Raw genomic sequence first — 15239 nt, 5'->3', positions numbered from 1 at the left:
CCGGCCGGGCCTTCTAGTTCGGGCCGGGGTAGTCGCTGACGTCGGTCACCACCTTGATGTGGTCCCTGTACCGGTCGATGTACAGGTTCCCGCGCGTGTCCAGGGCGGCGTAGAAGACCTCCTTCGGGTCCTCGACGCCGTTCTGCTTGAGCTTGTCCAGGAGCCACTGCTCGTCCAGGCCGAAGCGCTTGAGGTTCGAGGCCAGGATCCGCCCGTCGTACACCACCTCCGTTGCCACCCCTTCGTACTGGGTGGACAGGCCGAGGTCCTGCCGGGTCACGGGCCGGGCCTGCGAGCGCGGCAGCACGCTCAGCTGCCCGTTCGTCTCGAGGAGCGCGAACTCGATCTCGTTCAGGTCGAAGTACCCCCTCTCCCGCAGCATGCCCATGAGGTCGTCGGTGGTGAGGGTGGTGAGGGCGAGCTTGTCCTCGAGGATCTTGCCGTTGTGGATGAGGATCAGCGGCTCGCCGTGGGTGAGCTTGGCGAACCACCGGGACTTGAGCCCCACCAGGTGCATGAGGAGCGACAGCCCCACCCAGGTACCCAGCGCGGCCAGGCGGGGAAGCAGGGGCTGCTCCAGGTTGGTGGTGAGGTCGCCGGCGATCGATCCGATGGTGATCCCCACGATGTAGTCGAAGACCGTCACCGCCCGCAGCTGCTTCTTGCCCATGATCCGTGTGGCCACGAGCAGGACGCCGAACAGCACCGCCGCCCGCAGCACCGAGCCGATGTAGTCGCCGCCGGACACCGCACTGACCTCCTCGTGCTCGAAGGGTGGCTTTCCGGCGCTAGTGTGGTTGGCGCGCGCCCCGGCTACGCGCTGCGAGGCAATCCACACCGGACAGGAATGTCGCCGCCCGCGCCGTATACACAAGAAACAACCTGTGTTGTGGCAGGGGGGCAAGTGCGTGCACGCAAGAAGGATGACCGCCGCGCTCCTGCTGGCCGCGCTCTCGTTCGTGGCCGGGTGCGGTGGCGGGCCGCAGTCAGGCGGCGCGGGCACCCAGAAGGGACCGGGCGCCGCCCAGACCACAGGGCAGGCCGCATCGGGCGGCGAGCCGATCGTCATCGGGGTGGTCACGTCCCTGACCGGCCCGCTGGCGGCGACCGGCGTTCAGGTGGCTGCGGGCGTCCGCCTGGCGGCCAAGGAGTGGAACGAGAAGGGCGGTGTGAAGGGGCGGCAGGTCGAGGTCGTCGTGGAGGACGACGCCGGCAACCCGTCCACCGCGGTGAACGCGTTCAACAAGATCCTCGGCCGGAAGCCGGTCGCGATGTTCGCCCCCACCTTCACCCCGCTCGTCATGGCGATGTACGAGGGCATCAAGCAGGCGGGCCTCCCTGTCTTCACCTCGGCGACGGGGGTTCCCATTACGAAGCAGCCGGAGAAGCTCTTCTTCCGCCTGCGCACGAACGACGAGAAGGCCGGCCGCATCATCGCCCAGTACGCGGTGCAGGAGCTCAAGGCCAAGCGGCCCGGGATCCTGTACCCCAACAACGACTACGGCAAGGGCGGCTACCAGGTGATCAAGACCACGCTGGAGGAGCTGGGCGCCCCGCCGGTGGCGGCCGAGACGTTCACGCAGACCGACAAGGACGTCTCCGCGCAGCTCCTCAAGATCAAGCGGGCCGGCGCGGACCTCCTCATCGCCTGGACCGTGCCGGCCGACTCGGGCCTGGTGGCCAAGCAGGCCCGCCAGCTCGACCTCGGGATCCCGATCCTCGGTGGGCCCGGCTTCGGGACCGAGGAGTACCTCGAACTCGCCGGGGAGGCGACGGACGGCATCCACGTGCTGCTCGACGCCGCCGTCGGCCTCGACGAGAAGACCAGGCCCTTCGTCGAGGCCGTGAAGAAGAACTTCCCCGACGTCCCCGTCTCCTTCGTGGTCAGCACGAACTACGACGGCGCCAACATGCTACTCCAGGCGATCGAGAAGGCCGGTACCGACCCGGCGGCCATCCGCCGGGCGCTGCACGAGGTCAAGGGCTACGCCGGGGTGAGCGGCCCGTACAGCTTTGACGCCGACGGCAACGGGCTCCACCAGGGGGTCCTCGCCCGGTGGGAGGGCCGCAAGCTGGTGCCCCTCAAGACGGTGAACGTGCCGGACTGACGGACGGCGCCGGCCGGATCTGAGGTGAGCGCGTGGACGGGTACCTGCTCCAGCTCCTGGTCACCGGGCTGGCCATGGGCTCGATCTACGGGCTGGTCGCCCTGGGGTTCGTGCTCCTGGTGAACTCGGTGAACATCGTGAACTTCGCCCAGGGCGAGTTCGCGATGCTCGGAGCGTTCCTGATCTACTCGGTGGCGACCGGCGCGGGGCTGCCCTTCTGGGCGGCCTTGCCTGCCGTCCTGGTACTCGGGGCGGGGATCGGGCTGGTGTTCGAGCGGCTGGCGTACCGGCCCCTGCGCCGGGAGGACCTCGTCACCCACCTGGTCGCGACCCTGGCCGCGTCCGTGCTCCTCCGCAACCTGGCCCAGCAGATCTGGGGCCCGGTCCCGTACTCGTTCACGGAGCCGTTCGGGGATCGGGTCTGGAAGGTGGGCGGCGTGGTGATCCTGCCCCAGCACGTGCTCATCCTGGGGGTCACCGCGCTGCTCGTGGGGCTCCTCTATGTCTTCTTCTTCCACACCCGCACGGGGAAGATGCTGCGCGCCGCCTCCCAGGACCGGCAGGCGGCCCAGCTCCTCGGGATCCCGGTCACCCGCCTGGGGGCGCTCACCTTCACCCTCGCCGCCGCGCTGGGGGCGCTGGCCGGAGTCCTGGTGGCCCCCGTGTTCTTCGTCAACCTCGACATGGGCTTCGTCATGGGGCTCAAGGCCTTCGTGGCCAGCATCATCGGCGGATGGGGGAGCGTGCCGGGGGCCATCGCCGGCGGGCTGGTGGTCGGCGTGGTGGAGGTGCTCGCCGCGACGTACCTGTCGTCGCAGTACAAGGACGCCTTCGCGTTCCTCATCCTCGTGCTGTTCCTGATCCTGCTGCCCAGGGGGATCTTCGGTGAGCGCATCGCCGACAAGGCCTGAGGCGCTCTGGCTGGTCGCCCTCGCCGGGGCGCTCGTCGTCCCCGCGCTCGCCTGGGCGCCGTACAGCCAGGTCCTGCTCAACATGGCGGTCATCAACGCGATCAACACGGTGGCACTCTACGTCCTCTTCGGCCTGACCGGGATCCTCTCCGTGGCCCAGGCGGCCTTCTGGGCGATCGGCGCTTACACGTCGGCGATCCTCACCGTGGACGGGCATCTCCCCGTGTGGCTCGGCTTCGTCGCCGCGCCGGCGGCCGCTGGCCTGGCCGGCGCCGCCCTGGCCCTGCCGACCCTCGGGCTCCGGTCCCATTACCTCACGATCGCCACCATCGGCTTCGCCGAGGTGACCCGGCTGGTGCTGGTGAACTGGGAACCGGTCACCCGGGGGCCGTCCGGGATCTCGGGCATCCCCGCGCCGTCGCTCGGGGGGCTCAGCCTGGCGCCTTACCGCCTCTACTACTACCTCGGTCTCGCCCTGCTCGTCCTGGTGGCGGTGGCCGTGGAGCGGCTGCGCCGGTCCCGCCTGGGGCGGGGGCTCGAGGCCGTGCGGGACGACGAACTGGCGGCCGAGTCGAGCGGCATCCCCGCGGCCCGCCTCAAGGTGCTGGCCTTCTCCGTGTCGGCCCTCCTCAGCGGCCTGGCGGGGGCGCTCTACGCCCACCTGCAGCGGTACGTGAGCCCCGACGCCTTCACTCTCGACCACACGATGCAGATGCTCGCCATGCTCATGGTGGGCGGGCGCCGTTCCCTGGGCGGGGCCATCGCGGGCGCCGTGCTGCTCACCTACCTGCCCGAGGCGCTGCGCGGCCTGCAGGACTGGTACATGGCGATCTACGGCGGGGGCCTCCTGGCGATCCTGGTCTTCCTGCCCGGCGGACTGGCCGGCGCCGCGGCCCGCGTGCGGGTGCGAAGGGGGCGACCCGCATGACCACCCCGGCCCTCGCCCTCCGCGGGCTCACGAAGGCGTTCGGCGGCCTCGTCGCGGTCGACGGCCTCGACATGGCGGTCCGGCCCGGCGAGGTCCACGGCCTCATCGGCCCCAACGGCTCGGGCAAGTCCACGACCTTGAACCTGATCTCGGGGCTCCTGCGCCCGACCCGCGGGCAGGTGCTCCTGGAGGGCCGGGACGTGACCGGCCAGGGCGCCGCCGCCCGGGTGCGCCTGGGCATCGCCCGCACGTTCCAGAACATCCGCCTGTTCCGCCACCTGACGGTGCTCGACAACGTGCTCGCCGCCACCTACCCCCGCACGCGGGCCGGTCTCCTCGCCGTCCTCGCCCGGACGCCGGCGATGCGCAGCGAGGAGGAGGCCGCCCGCCGTAGGTCCCTCGAACTGCTCGACCTCGTGGGCCTCGGCCGGCGCGCCGCCGACCTGCCGGGCGACCTCCCCTACGCGCAGCAGCGGCTGGTCGAGATCGCCCGGGCGCTGGCGACCGGACCCCGGGTGCTCCTCCTCGACGAGCCGGCCGCGGGCATGAACCCCGCCGAGAAGCAGGAGCTCCTGGCCCTCATCCGCCGGCTGAACCGGGAGTTCGGGCTGACCGTCGTGCTGGTCGAGCACGACATGAGCCTCGTCATGCAGGCGTGCGACCGGATCACGGTCCTCAACTTCGGCTCCCGGGTCGCCGAAGGGACCCCCCAGGAGGTCCGGCGCCACCCCGAGGTCGTGCGCGCCTACCTGGGCACTCGCTTTGCCGACCCGGCCGCAAGGGAGGCCCGGAGCGGTGCTTGAGGTCGAGAACCTTGAGGTGTTTTACGGTCCCGTGCAGGCCCTCTTCGGTGTGTCGCTCCGGGTGGAGGCGGGGGAGATCGTCACCCTGGTGGGCCGGAACGGCGCCGGCAAGAGCACGCTCCTGCGGGCGATCTCGGGCCTGGTGCCCGCCTGTGGGTCCGTGCGCTTCGCCGGCGAGGAGCTCCTGGGGCGGGCGCCGGAGCAGATCGTCCGGCGGGGGGTCGCCCACGTGCCGGAGGGGCGGCGCATCTTCCCCGGGCTCACGGTGGTCGAGAACCTGCAGGTGGCGGCATACGCCGTCGGGGCGCCGGAGGCGCGGGTCCGTGAGGACGTGGGGCGCGTGCTGGACCTGTTCCCGGGCCTGCGGGCCCGCAGCCGGAGCTACGGGTGGTCGCTGTCGGGCGGGGAGCAGCAGATGCTGGCGATCGGCCGCGGCCTGATGGCTCGACCCCGGCTGCTCCTCCTCGACGAGCCTTCCCTCGGGCTGGCGCCCCTCCTGGTCGACGAGCTGTTCCGGACGATCGGCGAGATCCGCAGCGCCGGCACGGCGGTGCTCCTGGCCGAGCAGAACGCGGCCATGGCGCTCGCCCTGGCGGACCGGGCCTACGTGCTCGAGAACGGGCGGATCACCCGGGAAGGTCCGGGCAGCGAGCTCCTTCAGGACGAGGGCGTGATCGCGGCGTACCTGGGAGGCGGCGCGTAGCGCCGTTCTCGAGGCCCGTGCGTGACGCCCGGGACCGGCCGCGGCTTGCGGCCGGTCCGTCGCGCGCGAGTCAGGGGCCGGGACGGTCGGCGCATATGATGGGGCAAAGGGGCCGGTGCTGGGGCCCCGCCGTCGGCAGGTCCGCCGCGGCCTAGGCCGCGGCCCCGCACATGAGGGAGGGCTGGCTATGGACCTCAGAGAACGGCTGGAGCAGCACCGGGCAGAGGAAAGAAAGCTCCAGTGGGAAGGTACGTTCCTGGAATACTTCGACATCGTCCGCCAGAACCCGCACGTCGCCGACCTGGCCCACGCGCGCATCTACCGGATGATCGCCTCCGCCGGGGTCGAGACCGGGGAGGACAACGTCCGCCGGTACAAGTTCTTCGAGAACGATCTGTTCGGGCTGGAGAAGCCGCTCGAACAGCTGGTGGAGTACTTCGCTTCGGCCGCCAAGCGCCTGGAGGTGCGCAAGCGGATCCTGCTCCTGATGGGTCCGGTCGGGGGCGGCAAGTCCACGATCGTGACCCTCCTCAAGCGCGGGATGGAGCGGTTCTCCCGTACCGACGAGGGCGCCGTGTACGCGATCAAGGGGTGCCCGATGCACGAGGAGCCCCTCCATCTGGTCCCGGATGCGCTGCGTCCGGAGATCGAGCGGGAGTACGGCATCTACATCGAGGGCGACCTCTGCCCGTACTGCCGCCAGATGCTGCAGGACAAGTACGACGGCCGGATCGAGGACGTCATCGTGCAGCGCATCGTGTTCTCGGAGAAGAACCGCGTCGGCATCGGGACCTTCAGCCCGTCCGACCCGAAGAGCCAGGACATCTCCGAGCTCACCGGCTCGGTGGACCTGTCCACCATCGGCCAGTACGGGTCGGAGTCGGATCCCCGGGCGTACCGGTTCGACGGCGAGCTGAACATCGCCAACCGCGGCCTCATGGAGTTCATCGAGATGCTGAAGTCCGACGAGAAGTTCCTGTACGGGCTTCTCACCCTGTCCCAGGAGCAGAGCATCAAGACCGGCCGGTTCGCCATGATCTATGCCGATGAGTGCATCATCAGCCACACGAACGAGAACGAGTACAACGCCTTTGTCAACAACAAGAAGAACGAAGCCCTGAAGGATCGGATCATCCTGATCCGGGTGCCCTACAACCTGCGCGTCGACGACGAGGTCAAGATCTACGAGAAGCTCCTGCGGGAGAGCGGGGTCCGGGGCGTGCACATCGCGCCGTACACCCTCAAGGTCGCCAGCATCTTCGCGATCCTGACCCGCCTGGAGCCCTCCAAGAAGGCCGGCATGAGCCTGATGAAGAAGCTCAAGCTCTACAACGGGGAGTCGGTGGAGGGCTTCACGCGCAAGGACATCAAGGAGCTGCAGGAAGAGGCCGTCCGCGAAGGGATGATCGGCATCTCGCCCCGATACGTGATCAACCGCCTGTCCGCCGCGCTGGCGGACGACGACGTCCGCTGCCTCGGCCCACTGGACGCCCTGCGGGCGCTGAAGGACGGCTTCGAGCAGCACACCGGCATCACCCGGGAGGAGAAGGAGCAGTACCTCAACTTCATCTACGAGGCGCGCAAGGAGTACGACGAGATCGCCAAGAACGAGGTGCAGCGGGCCTTCGTGTACTCCTTCGAGGAGCAGGCGAAGGCGACGTGGGAGGCGTATCTCGACAACGTCGAGGCCTTCGTGAACAAGCAGAAGATCACCGACCCGATCACCGGCGAGGAGGTCGACCCCGACGAGAAGCTGATGCGCTCCATCGAGGAGCAGATCGGGGTCACGGAGAACGCGAAGAAGGCGTTCCGGGAGGAGATCCTCATCCGCATCTCCACCCTCGCCCGCAAGGGCCAGAAGTTCGACTACACCTCCCACGAGCGCCTGAAGGAGGCCATCGAGAAGAAGCTCTTCGCCGACCTCAAGAACGTGGTCAAGATGCTCACCAGCACGAAGACGCCGGACCCGGAGCAGCAGGAGAAGATCAACGAGGTCACGAACCGCCTGATCGAGAAGCACGGGTACTGCCAGGTGTGCGCCAACGAGCTTCTCCGGTACGTGGGCACGCTGCTGAGCCGGTAGGACAGGATACCCCCTGGGAGCACTGCCCCAGGGGGTATGCGCGTCCAGCAACTACGGCTGCGCCGTTCGCCCGTAGCGGTCCTCCAGCCGGACGACGTCGTCGAGTTCCGGGGTCGACACCTCGAGGATCTCCAGGTCCGTCGCCGCCACGATCCGGTGCCGGGTGCCCGGCTCGATCGTGACGGAGAGGTCCGGCCGGATGGGGATCTCCTCGTCCCCGAGGACCAGGGTCCCCGAACCCTTGCGGAAGTAGAGGGTCTCCTTCTTCTGCCGGTGGTACTGGAGGCTCAGGGCGTGCCCGGCGCGCACCTCCAGCACCTTGCCGGCGTAGCGGTCGGTGACCGCGTACCAGATCTCCCGGCCCCAGGGCTTCTCGACGATCTTGGGCAGCGCTTCCGCGCTCACGCGCCCCGCACCTCCATGGCCCAGCGCTCCCGCTCGCTCTCCAGGATCAGCCGTGTCAGCAGGAAGGCCAGGGTCGACTCCGCACCCTGGTTCTCGTTCACGCCGTCGGGCGAGAGCCCGTCCCGGCACCCCCCGGTGCGGGGGTCATACAGCGGCACCCCGAGGGCGTTGCGGCCGAGAAACCATTCGCCGGCGATGAGCCCCAGTTCCCGCCAGCCCTTCTGCCCGGTCGCGCGCTGGGCGGCGACGGCGGCGACCGCCAGGGCGGCCGCCTCGAGAGGCTGCTGGTCGAACTCGGCCGGCTGGCCGCCCCGGGGGAACCAGCCCCGGTTGCCGACCGGCCAGAACGTCCCGTTGCGCACGGTGGCGCCGGCGAAGAACTCCAGGCTCTCCCGCGCCACCTGCAGGTACTCGCCGGCGCCGGTCACCCGGTAGGCCCAGAAGAGAGCCGCCGGCAGGAGGGCGCAGTCGTAGGTCATCACCGGCTCGAACCAGTGCCAGCCCTCCCCGCTCTCGTGCCGGTACCGGAGGACGAGATCCGTGGCCGCCAGGATCAAGGCGCTGCGGACCCGCTGCAGGACGCTCTCCGGCAGGGCCGGCGGGGTATCGGTCAGGGACGGCCCGCCTTCGGGGTCGAGCAGGGTGGCTCCGGCCAGGATCAGCTGCGCCTGCCCCCGCGGCTGCACCGGGCGGGCGAAGGCGTCGAGCCCCCGGTCGAACAGCCGGGCGGCGACCGTGCCGGCCGGGGTGCCGCCCCACGCCCGGGCGGCCGCCGCCAGGGCCCACAGGGCCCGGCCCTGGCAGTCCTCCGAGGGTTCCTCCTCGAGCGGCCGTCGGTCGTAGGCGAAGAGGTTGTGGAAGGAACCGTCCGGCTCCTGCGCGTAGGCCAGGAAGGCCAGGTAGGTGTCGGCGAGGACCCGGGCTCCCAGGTCGCCCTGCTGCCAGGCGAGGAGGGCCACCAGGAGAGCCCGCGCGTTGTCGTCCGTGGTGTAGCCGAGCTTTCGGTTGGGCACGGGACCCAGCGCGTGCTGGATGAGACCCGTGTCGTCGGTCATGCGCCGCAGGTGCTCGAGGCGGGGCGCCGGGAGAACCGGCGCGGACCGGCCCGCCTCCGGCAGGTGCGGATCCCGGAGCCGCGGCCTAGCGGGAGCGGAGAGAGGGGACATCGGCCTTCACCTCCACGTGCGCAGTCCGGGTTTCCTGGAGCCCCGCCACCAGGGCTGCGTACTGGCGGGCGACGCGCGGCCACCCCATGGTCGCGCCCACCCGCGCGGCACGCTCCGAAACCGCCTCGCGCAGGGACGGATCCGTCGCGAGCTCTTCGATGGCCCGGGCCATGGCCTCCGCATCGCCGAAGGGGACGAGAACCCCCGCGCCGCGGCTCAGGAGTTCCTCGGCATAGGCGTACGGCGTCGAGATCACGGGGCGCCCCAGGCCGACGGCGAAGGCCAGCGTGCCGCTGGAGATCTGCTCACGCCCCGGGTATGGGGTGATGTAGATGTCCGCCGCCGCCATGTGGGCCAGGACCTCGTCCTCGTCGAGATACCGGTTGATGAAGCGGACGTGCTCCTCGAGGCCCAGGGCTTCGGTCCGGCGCACGAGCGCTTCGCGGTACGCCTCGCCCCGGTAGGCGAGTTCACCCGGGTGGGTGGCGCCGATGACCAGGTAGAGGATCTCGGGGCACTTCTTCCGGGCAAGCGCCACGGCCTCCAGGGCGAGTTCGATTCCCTTGCCCGGGCCCAGGAGGCCCAGGGTCATGAGGAGCACGCGCCCCCGGGCGCCGAGGGTTCGCCGCAGCTCGCGCACCCGCCGGGCCGGTGGGGGGGCGGGCACGCCGTGGGGGATCGGGACGGTCTTGCTCGCCGGCACCCCGTACACCGACTCCATCAGGGTCACGGCCCGCCGGGCCATCACCACGACCCGCTCGGAACGGTACGCGAGCCGGGAGAGGACCTCCCGCTGGCCCGGGGTCGGCTCCGACCGCACCGTGTGGGCAGTGGTGATGAGGGGGACCTCCAGCTCGGATGCCAGCTCGAGCACCATGCGCCCGTCCTGGCCGCCGTAGATCCCGTACTCGTGCTGGAGCAGCACGGCATCGACGGCGGCCTGGTTCAGCAGGCGCGCGGCCTCACGGTAGCTCTCCGGATCCTCCTGAACGATCTCGAAGATCACCTCGGGGCCGTAAGGGAACTCGCCCGGCCGCTTCGAGACCGCCACCACGGGCAGGGGCCCGTGGCGGGCGTCGGACAGCCCGGCGCGCAGCCAGGCCGCGAACGAGGCAAGGCCGCAGCGGCGCGGGGGCCACGTCGAGACGATCGCGAGCTTCAAACGTCTCACCTCCCCGCCGTGGCCGGGGAGGGGGCAACCAGGCACTCCCAGCACCGGACCCCGCCGGGGACGGAGGCCCCGCGGCCGAGGACCGAACTCTCCAGCTGAGCGCCGGGGCCCACGCGCGCCCCTTCCCAGAGCACGGCATCCTGCACCCGGGCGCCGGCGCCGATGCGGCTGCCCGGCCCGAGGACCACCCACGGGCCGACCACGGCGCCGGACTCGACGACACTCCGGGGCCCCAGCCAGACGGGGGGGACGAGCTCCGCCTCCGGGTGAACACGGGCGCTGGGATCCTGCCAGACCCGATCCCGGGCGGGTTGCAGGCCCACCTCCGGGAGCGGCCAGCGTCCCGCGAGGATGTCGCGATGCACCCGGAGGTAGCGTTCCCTGGTTCCGAGATCCGACCAGTATCCGTCGAGGACGGTCGCATACACCGGCTCGCCCGCAGCCAGCAGCGCGGGGAAGGTCTCCCGCTCGACGGATACTTCCCTGCCTTCGGGGATGTACTCGAGCGCGGCGGGCTCGAACACGTAGACGCCGGCGTTGACGAAGGGGCTTCGCACCTCGCCGGGCTCGGGCTTCTCCACGAAGCGGAGCACCCGACCGGCGTCGTCTCGCTCCACGACGCCGTAGCCCGAAACGTCCTCCAGGGCGACGAGACCGATGGTCACGAGCGCCCTGCGCTCACGATGGAAATCCACCAGCTTTTTCAGGTCGAACTGGTGGGCCACGTCCGCGTTGAACACGAGGAAAGTTTCCCCGATGCCTTGCGCCGCGTACCGGATGGCACCGCCGGTGCCGAGGGGTGCCGGCTCGATCCGGTACCGCACCGGCAGCCCGAGGGACTCGCCGTCGCCGATTCGATCCATGATGGCCTCCGGCTCGTGCCGGAGGGCGCAGACGGCCTCGGTCACCCGCTGCTTCGCCAGGTCCTCCAGGAGGCGCTCCAGCCAGGGCCTTCCCAGCACGGGAACCATGGGCTTGGGGAGGTGTTCGGTGAGGGGATGCAGCCGTGTCCCGAGGCCGCCGGCCAGCAGAACCGCTTTCACCTGCACGCGAATTCCCTCCTGCAACCCGGATTTCCTCAGCGCTGCATATTAGCACTCAAACTAGCTGGCTGCCAAGGTGAAGGACTGCAAAAGTGAAGGCGAAAGTTACGGCCACCCGCGGAGCCCGCAGAAAGCACGGCACGCGCACCGGGCGCCGGAGCCGCCGAAGCCGCTGGACAGCAAAAACTCCATGTTTCACTATAGCGTTGGCGGTCGTGGGAATGCAAGGTATTTCCTTCCACGAAATGGGCGCGAAGGCAGTGAGCGCCCGCCCGCGCCGGTCACCGGCCGGGGAGGAGGAGGCCCCCGCCCACCAGCACCAGATCCAGCGTCATGAGCCCCGCCGAGAGGAGGCACCAGCTGCAGTAGGCGTGCAGGACGGCGGCCTCGACCCAGGTGAGGTAGGCCGAGTACAGGAAGCCGCCCAGGGCCAGCCCGAAGGCGCCGAGCGCCGCCCAGCCGCCCGCCCCGCCGGACCGGGCCCAGAGGACGCCGAGCAGGGTCAGCGCCAGGTAGACCGCCAGCCCCACCCCCGCGACGGGGATTCCGAACAGCTGGGCCCACGGGCTCGCGTTGACGGCCCTGCAGCCGCCCCCCGCCAGGCACAGCACGGGGCCCCCCGTGAGCTTGTGCCACAGGAGGTAGCCAGAGACGGCCGCCCCGGCCAGGCTGGTCGCGGCGACGGCCCAGCCGACCCGCATCAGCGCTTCTCCTTCAGGGCCACGTCGACCAGGCGCTTGATCTCCGCGTACGGCAGGGCCCCCTCGATCTTCACCCCGTTGATCAGGAACGTCGGGGTGGCCCGCACGCCGAGCCGTGTGCCCTGGTCGTAGTCGGCCTGGACCTCGCCGCGGGTCTCGTGGTTCTCGAGGCAGCTCCGGAAACGCGCTCCGTCGAGCCCCAGGTCTCCGGCGATCTCGTGCAGGCCGGACAGCGTGAACGCACTGCGATCGCCGCTCTCGCCGCGGCGGAACAGCTCGTCGTGGTACGCCCAGAACCGGCCCTGCCGGTCGGCGCACGCCGCTGCCTCCGCCGCCAGCGTCGAGCCAGGGCCGAGGATGGGGAAGTACCGGGCGACGAACCGTACCTGCCCGGCGTCGGCGTACTCCCTCAGCAGCGGCGGGACCACCTCGCGGGCGGCCGTCGCGCAGTGGGGGCACTGGAAGTCGGAGTACATCTCCACGACCACCGGCGCGTCGGCCCTGCCCACCGTCCGGCCGCCGCTCCGGGCCGGCACACCAGCGGTGTCACCGGCGGTCGTGCCGGCCGGGCCGCCGCTGCCTCCGGCCGGCGCGTCCGGAGCCGGTCCCGTGCCGAACCAGATGGCGAGCAACACCGCCAGGGCGGCGACGGCCGCGACGGCGGCCATGGCGCCCCCGGAGATCCCGCTGCGCCGGCGCGCCGTCCCGCGCCCCGGCGGCTGCGCCGGATTTCGCCTCTTCCCCATGGACGTCCCACCTCGCGCCAGGTCTCGGGGCCCGTCCCCAAGTGTACAGCACATTTCTCCCCCGCCGCCACCGCGCGGTGTCCGCACGCTGGCTTCCAACCGTGTGGTGACGCCGTGTGGTGACGCACGTCACTGGCACGGGGGCTACTTCGGTGGAAAAGTCAATAGCGAGGTTGTAAAAAGGGAGGTTCGCTCCATGAGCCAGGACGGTGCCAAGGTCCTCGACGTCCGGCAGGTCCCGCCCTTCCAGCGGCATCCGCTGATCTTCCAGACCTTCGAGAGCCTGGGCGCGGGCGAGGCCATGGTCCTCGTGAACGACCACGACCCCAAGCCTCTCTACTACCAGTTCGCTGCCGAGCGCGCGGGGCGGTTCGAGTGGGAGTACCTGGAGCAGGGCCCCGAGGTCTGGCGGGTGCAGATCCGCCGCAAGTAGGACGGGGCCGTGCGGGGGCGCGCGCCACGCTGCGGCGGCGCTTTGGGACGGCCGTAGCCCGTGAACGGCCGCAATCCGGGCTTTCGGCGGTTTGCCCGCACGGCCGGGTGCTGGTAACTTAAGACCATACGGGTTTTCGTTACAACTGAATCCGGACCCGTCTCTTATCGAGAGCAGGCTGAGGGACTGGCCCGATGACGCCCGGCAACCGGCAGCCGCACAGGTTGGCTGCAGCGGTGCCAAATCCTGCGGTGGCCTCTTGGGCACCGGGAGATGAGAGCGGGGTGACGCGGACCCACGTACGCTTTCACCCCCCTCCGCCCGGAGGGGGGTCGACGTATCGCCAGGGGGTGCGGCTGGTGGCGCGGCTCCTGCACAGGCTGCAGCAGCGCGAGTTCACGGTGACCGTGGAGGTGGACCCGCCAAGGGGTCCCGACCCGGCCGAGGCAGTGGCGTTCGTCCGGCTCTTCGCGGACCGGGTGGACGCCGTCAACGTGGCAGATTGCCCCATGGCCAGCGTTCGCATGAGCCCCATCACCCTGGCGCACCTCCTCCAGCGCGACCTGCAGGTGGAATGCATCTTCCACCTCACCTGCCGGGACCGCAACCTGATCGGGCTGCAGGCGGAGCTCCTGGGGGCCGCGGGGCTGGGCGTGCGCAACATCCTCGCCCTGCGCGGGGACGACCCGGAGCGGGGTGACCAGCCGGACGCCGCCGGCGTGTTCCAGTGCGACGCCGCCGGGCTGGTCGCGATCGCCGCGAACCTCAACCGGGGGTACACGGTGGCGGGCCGGGAGCTCGGGGGTCGCACGGGCTTCGCGATCGGGGTCGCCACGAGCCCGGCCTCCGACGACCCCGCCCGCGAGGTCGACCGCCTGCTGGCCAAGGTGGAGGCAGGCGCCCACTTCGCCCAGACCCAGCCCGTCTACGACCCTGCCGTGGTGGAACGCTTCCAGGAGCACCTGGCCCGGCGCGGGCTCGAGAACTTCCCCATCCTGTACGGCATCATGCCGCTGAAGAGCTACCGGAACGCCCTGTACCTGGCCCGGAACGTCCCCGGGGTCCGGATCCCGCCCCGGGTGCTCGAGCGGATGGAGCGCGGCGACCGGGACGAGGGCGTCCGGATCGCCGCCGAGGTGATCGCGGCGATCGCGCCCCGGGTCCACGGCGTGCACCTGTTCCCGATGAACTCGGCCCGCCTGGTGCTCGGCCTGCTGGACCGGATGGAGGAGATGGGCCTGCGCCGCAGCCACCCGGCGCTGCGGGCAGCGGTCGGGGGGGCCACCGCGTGAACCCGACCACGGCGGCCGGCCCCCGTCCCGCCATCCTCATCCCGGCCCGCCCCGTCGTGCCCTCCCGGGCGCGGGTGCTCCACTACCTGGGATACCGCCGCGGGCGCACCCGGGCCACCCCGGCCGCCATGGAAACGGTGGAGCGGGCCTCCGAGCTGGCGCGCCGCCTGGCCGTGCCCCGCGCGGCGGTCTTCACCTGCGCGGTGGCCGGGGCGGGACCCGACGGGGTGGCGCTGGCCACTGGAGACGTGCTGCGCAGCCGCCGGCTGGCGGAGGGGCTTGCGGGCTCCCGGGCGGTGACCGTCGCCGTGCTCACGCTGGGCCCGGCGATCGATGAGGCCCTGGACGCCCTCTTCGCCAGGAACGAGCACGCGCTGGCCGTGGCGGTCGACGCCGCCGGATCGGCCGCCGTGGAGGCCTGGCTGGGCGAGGTGCGCGCCCGGGTCGCCCGGGAGGCCGCCGGTGCCGGACTCCGCCTCACCGATCCGTTCGGCCCCGGTTACGCCGACTGGGATCCGGCGGCCCTGGCCGGCCTGCTCGAGCTGGCCGGCGGGGACCGGATCGGCGTGGGTACCACGTCCGGCGGGGCCCTCGTGCCCCGCAAGTCGGCGGCGGTGGTGTTGGGGTGGGCGGGTGACCGTCCGGCCGCCCCGCTCTCCGGCTGTGGCGCCTGCGACCGGGTCGACTGCGCCTATCGCCTGCCGCCCCGGGGGGCCTGAAGCCCGCCGGGGCGCTTTTCGCACGCT

16 protein-coding genes and 1 riboswitch are annotated in these 15239 nt (G+C 71.1%); of the genes, 9 read left to right on the top strand and 7 right to left on the bottom strand.

The features are described 5' to 3' along the window. Nucleotides 1-13: 13 nt before the first annotated feature. The gene (locus tag caldi_RS10545) at nucleotides 14-748 is read right to left on the bottom strand and encodes a YetF domain-containing protein (protein ID WP_264841727.1); all 735 of its coding nucleotides are present in this window, start codon (nucleotides 746-748) and stop codon (nucleotides 14-16) included. 160 nt (nucleotides 749-908) lie between these two features. Between caldi_RS10545 and caldi_RS10540 the strand changes: the two genes are divergently transcribed. The 6 genes from caldi_RS10540 to caldi_RS10515 all read left to right on the top strand — a co-directional run bounded on the left by caldi_RS10540 (nucleotide 909) and on the right by caldi_RS10515 (nucleotide 7536). Further along, nucleotides 909-2108 (top strand): ABC transporter substrate-binding protein, encoded by a 1200-nt coding sequence (locus caldi_RS10540; RefSeq protein WP_264841726.1) that lies wholly within the window; start codon nucleotides 909-911, stop codon nucleotides 2106-2108. A 32-nt stretch (nucleotides 2109-2140) separates the two neighbouring features. Continuing rightward, entirely contained in the window at nucleotides 2141-3019 is an 879-nt protein-coding gene (locus tag caldi_RS10535; protein ID WP_264841725.1) for a branched-chain amino acid ABC transporter permease, read from the top strand. Beyond that, nucleotides 2994-3947, top strand: coding sequence for a branched-chain amino acid ABC transporter permease (locus caldi_RS10530; RefSeq protein WP_264841724.1), 954 nt, complete (start codon nucleotides 2994-2996; stop codon nucleotides 3945-3947). Before caldi_RS10535 ends, caldi_RS10530 begins: the two co-directional genes overlap by 26 nt. After that, nucleotides 3944-4750 carry an ABC transporter ATP-binding protein gene (locus tag caldi_RS10525; RefSeq protein ID WP_264841723.1) on the top strand — a complete coding sequence of 269 codons (807 nt, stop codon included), beginning with the start codon at nucleotides 3944-3946 and terminating at the stop codon, nucleotides 4748-4750. The genes caldi_RS10530 and caldi_RS10525 overlap by 4 nt, the downstream gene beginning before the upstream one ends. Then, on the top strand, nucleotides 4743-5453 hold the full coding sequence (locus tag caldi_RS10520) for an ABC transporter ATP-binding protein (RefSeq protein ID WP_264841722.1): 711 nt from the start codon (nucleotides 4743-4745) through the stop codon (nucleotides 5451-5453). The genes caldi_RS10525 and caldi_RS10520 overlap by 8 nt, the downstream gene beginning before the upstream one ends. Before the next feature lie 187 nt (nucleotides 5454-5640). Beyond that, a complete protein-coding gene (locus tag caldi_RS10515; RefSeq protein WP_264841721.1) occupies nucleotides 5641-7536 on the top strand; it encodes a PrkA family serine protein kinase in 1896 nt (631 codons plus the stop codon). 51 nt (nucleotides 7537-7587) lie between these two features. Here caldi_RS10515 and caldi_RS10510 read toward each other — a convergent pair whose 3' ends face one another. The 6 genes from caldi_RS10510 to caldi_RS10485 all read right to left on the bottom strand — a co-directional run bounded on the left by caldi_RS10510 (nucleotide 7588) and on the right by caldi_RS10485 (nucleotide 12768). Next, nucleotides 7588-7941, bottom strand: a complete 354-nt coding sequence (locus tag caldi_RS10510; protein WP_264841720.1) for a cupin domain-containing protein — start codon at nucleotides 7939-7941, stop codon at nucleotides 7588-7590. Next, nucleotides 7938-9107 carry a glycosyltransferase gene (locus caldi_RS10505; protein WP_264841719.1) on the bottom strand — a complete coding sequence of 390 codons (1170 nt, stop codon included), beginning with the start codon at nucleotides 9105-9107 and terminating at the stop codon, nucleotides 7938-7940. Before caldi_RS10505 ends, caldi_RS10510 begins: the two co-directional genes overlap by 4 nt. Further along, nucleotides 9082-10269 carry a glycosyltransferase family 4 protein gene (locus tag caldi_RS10500; RefSeq protein WP_264841718.1) on the bottom strand — a complete coding sequence of 396 codons (1188 nt, stop codon included), beginning with the start codon at nucleotides 10267-10269 and terminating at the stop codon, nucleotides 9082-9084. The genes caldi_RS10505 and caldi_RS10500 overlap by 26 nt, the downstream gene beginning before the upstream one ends. A 5-nt stretch (nucleotides 10270-10274) precedes the next feature. Next, nucleotides 10275-11327: a nucleotidyltransferase family protein gene (locus caldi_RS10495; protein ID WP_264841717.1), complete on the bottom strand. Its 1053-nt coding sequence runs from the start codon at nucleotides 11325-11327 to the stop codon at nucleotides 10275-10277. 275 nt (nucleotides 11328-11602) lie between these two features. Then, nucleotides 11603-12022 (bottom strand): vitamin K epoxide reductase family protein, encoded by a 420-nt coding sequence (locus caldi_RS10490; protein ID WP_264841716.1) that lies wholly within the window; start codon nucleotides 12020-12022, stop codon nucleotides 11603-11605. After that, on the bottom strand, nucleotides 12022-12768 hold the full coding sequence (locus tag caldi_RS10485; RefSeq protein WP_264841715.1) for a DsbA family protein: 747 nt from the start codon (nucleotides 12766-12768) through the stop codon (nucleotides 12022-12024). Before caldi_RS10485 ends, caldi_RS10490 begins: the two co-directional genes overlap by 1 nt. Nucleotides 12769-12964: 196 nt before the next feature. On the opposite strand from caldi_RS10485, the gene caldi_RS10480 reads away from it, so the two are divergent. The 3 genes from caldi_RS10480 to caldi_RS10470 all read left to right on the top strand — a co-directional run bounded on the left by caldi_RS10480 (nucleotide 12965) and on the right by caldi_RS10470 (nucleotide 15212). Beyond that, nucleotides 12965-13201 (top strand): DUF2249 domain-containing protein, encoded by a 237-nt coding sequence (locus tag caldi_RS10480; protein ID WP_264841714.1) that lies wholly within the window; start codon nucleotides 12965-12967, stop codon nucleotides 13199-13201. A 161-nt stretch (nucleotides 13202-13362) separates the two neighbouring features. Then, nucleotides 13363-13481, top strand: a riboswitch (SAM riboswitch). A gap of 79 nt (nucleotides 13482-13560) precedes the next feature. Further along, on the top strand, nucleotides 13561-14493 hold the full coding sequence (locus caldi_RS10475) for a methylenetetrahydrofolate reductase (RefSeq protein WP_264841713.1): 933 nt from the start codon (nucleotides 13561-13563) through the stop codon (nucleotides 14491-14493). Beyond that, complete coding sequence (locus caldi_RS10470; protein ID WP_264841712.1) at nucleotides 14490-15212, top strand: hypothetical protein; 723 nt, start codon at nucleotides 14490-14492, stop codon at nucleotides 15210-15212. The genes caldi_RS10475 and caldi_RS10470 overlap by 4 nt, the downstream gene beginning before the upstream one ends. Nucleotides 15213-15239 lie beyond the last annotated feature (27 nt).

Origin of the sequence: Caldinitratiruptor microaerophilus (assembly GCF_025999835.1) — a bacterium.
Lineage (GTDB): Bacteria > Bacillota > Sulfobacillia > Symbiobacteriales > ZC4RG38 > Caldinitratiruptor > Caldinitratiruptor microaerophilus.
The sequence above is the reverse complement of the archived record's forward strand: the minus strand, read 5'-3'. Positions and strand labels throughout refer to the sequence as shown.

What these genes read in the sequence shown, in the direction of transcription:
- caldi_RS10525 (WP_264841723.1), top strand. Translation starts at nt 3,944, where the DNA reads ATGACCACCCCGGCCCTCGCCCTCCGCGGGCTCACGAAGGCGTTCGGC.
- caldi_RS10515 (WP_264841721.1), top strand. Translation starts at nt 5,641, where the DNA reads ATGGACCTCAGAGAACGGCTGGAGCAGCACCGGGCAGAGGAAAGAAAG.
- caldi_RS10505 (WP_264841719.1), bottom strand. Translation starts at nt 9,107, where the DNA reads ATGTCCCCTCTCTCCGCTCCCGCTAGGCCGCGGCTCCGGGATCCGCAC.
- caldi_RS10490 (WP_264841716.1), bottom strand. Translation starts at nt 12,022, where the DNA reads ATGCGGGTCGGCTGGGCCGTCGCCGCGACCAGCCTGGCCGGGGCGGCC.
- caldi_RS10485 (WP_264841715.1), bottom strand. Translation starts at nt 12,768, where the DNA reads ATGGGGAAGAGGCGAAATCCGGCGCAGCCGCCGGGGCGCGGGACGGCG.
- caldi_RS10480 (WP_264841714.1), top strand. Translation starts at nt 12,965, where the DNA reads ATGAGCCAGGACGGTGCCAAGGTCCTCGACGTCCGGCAGGTCCCGCCC.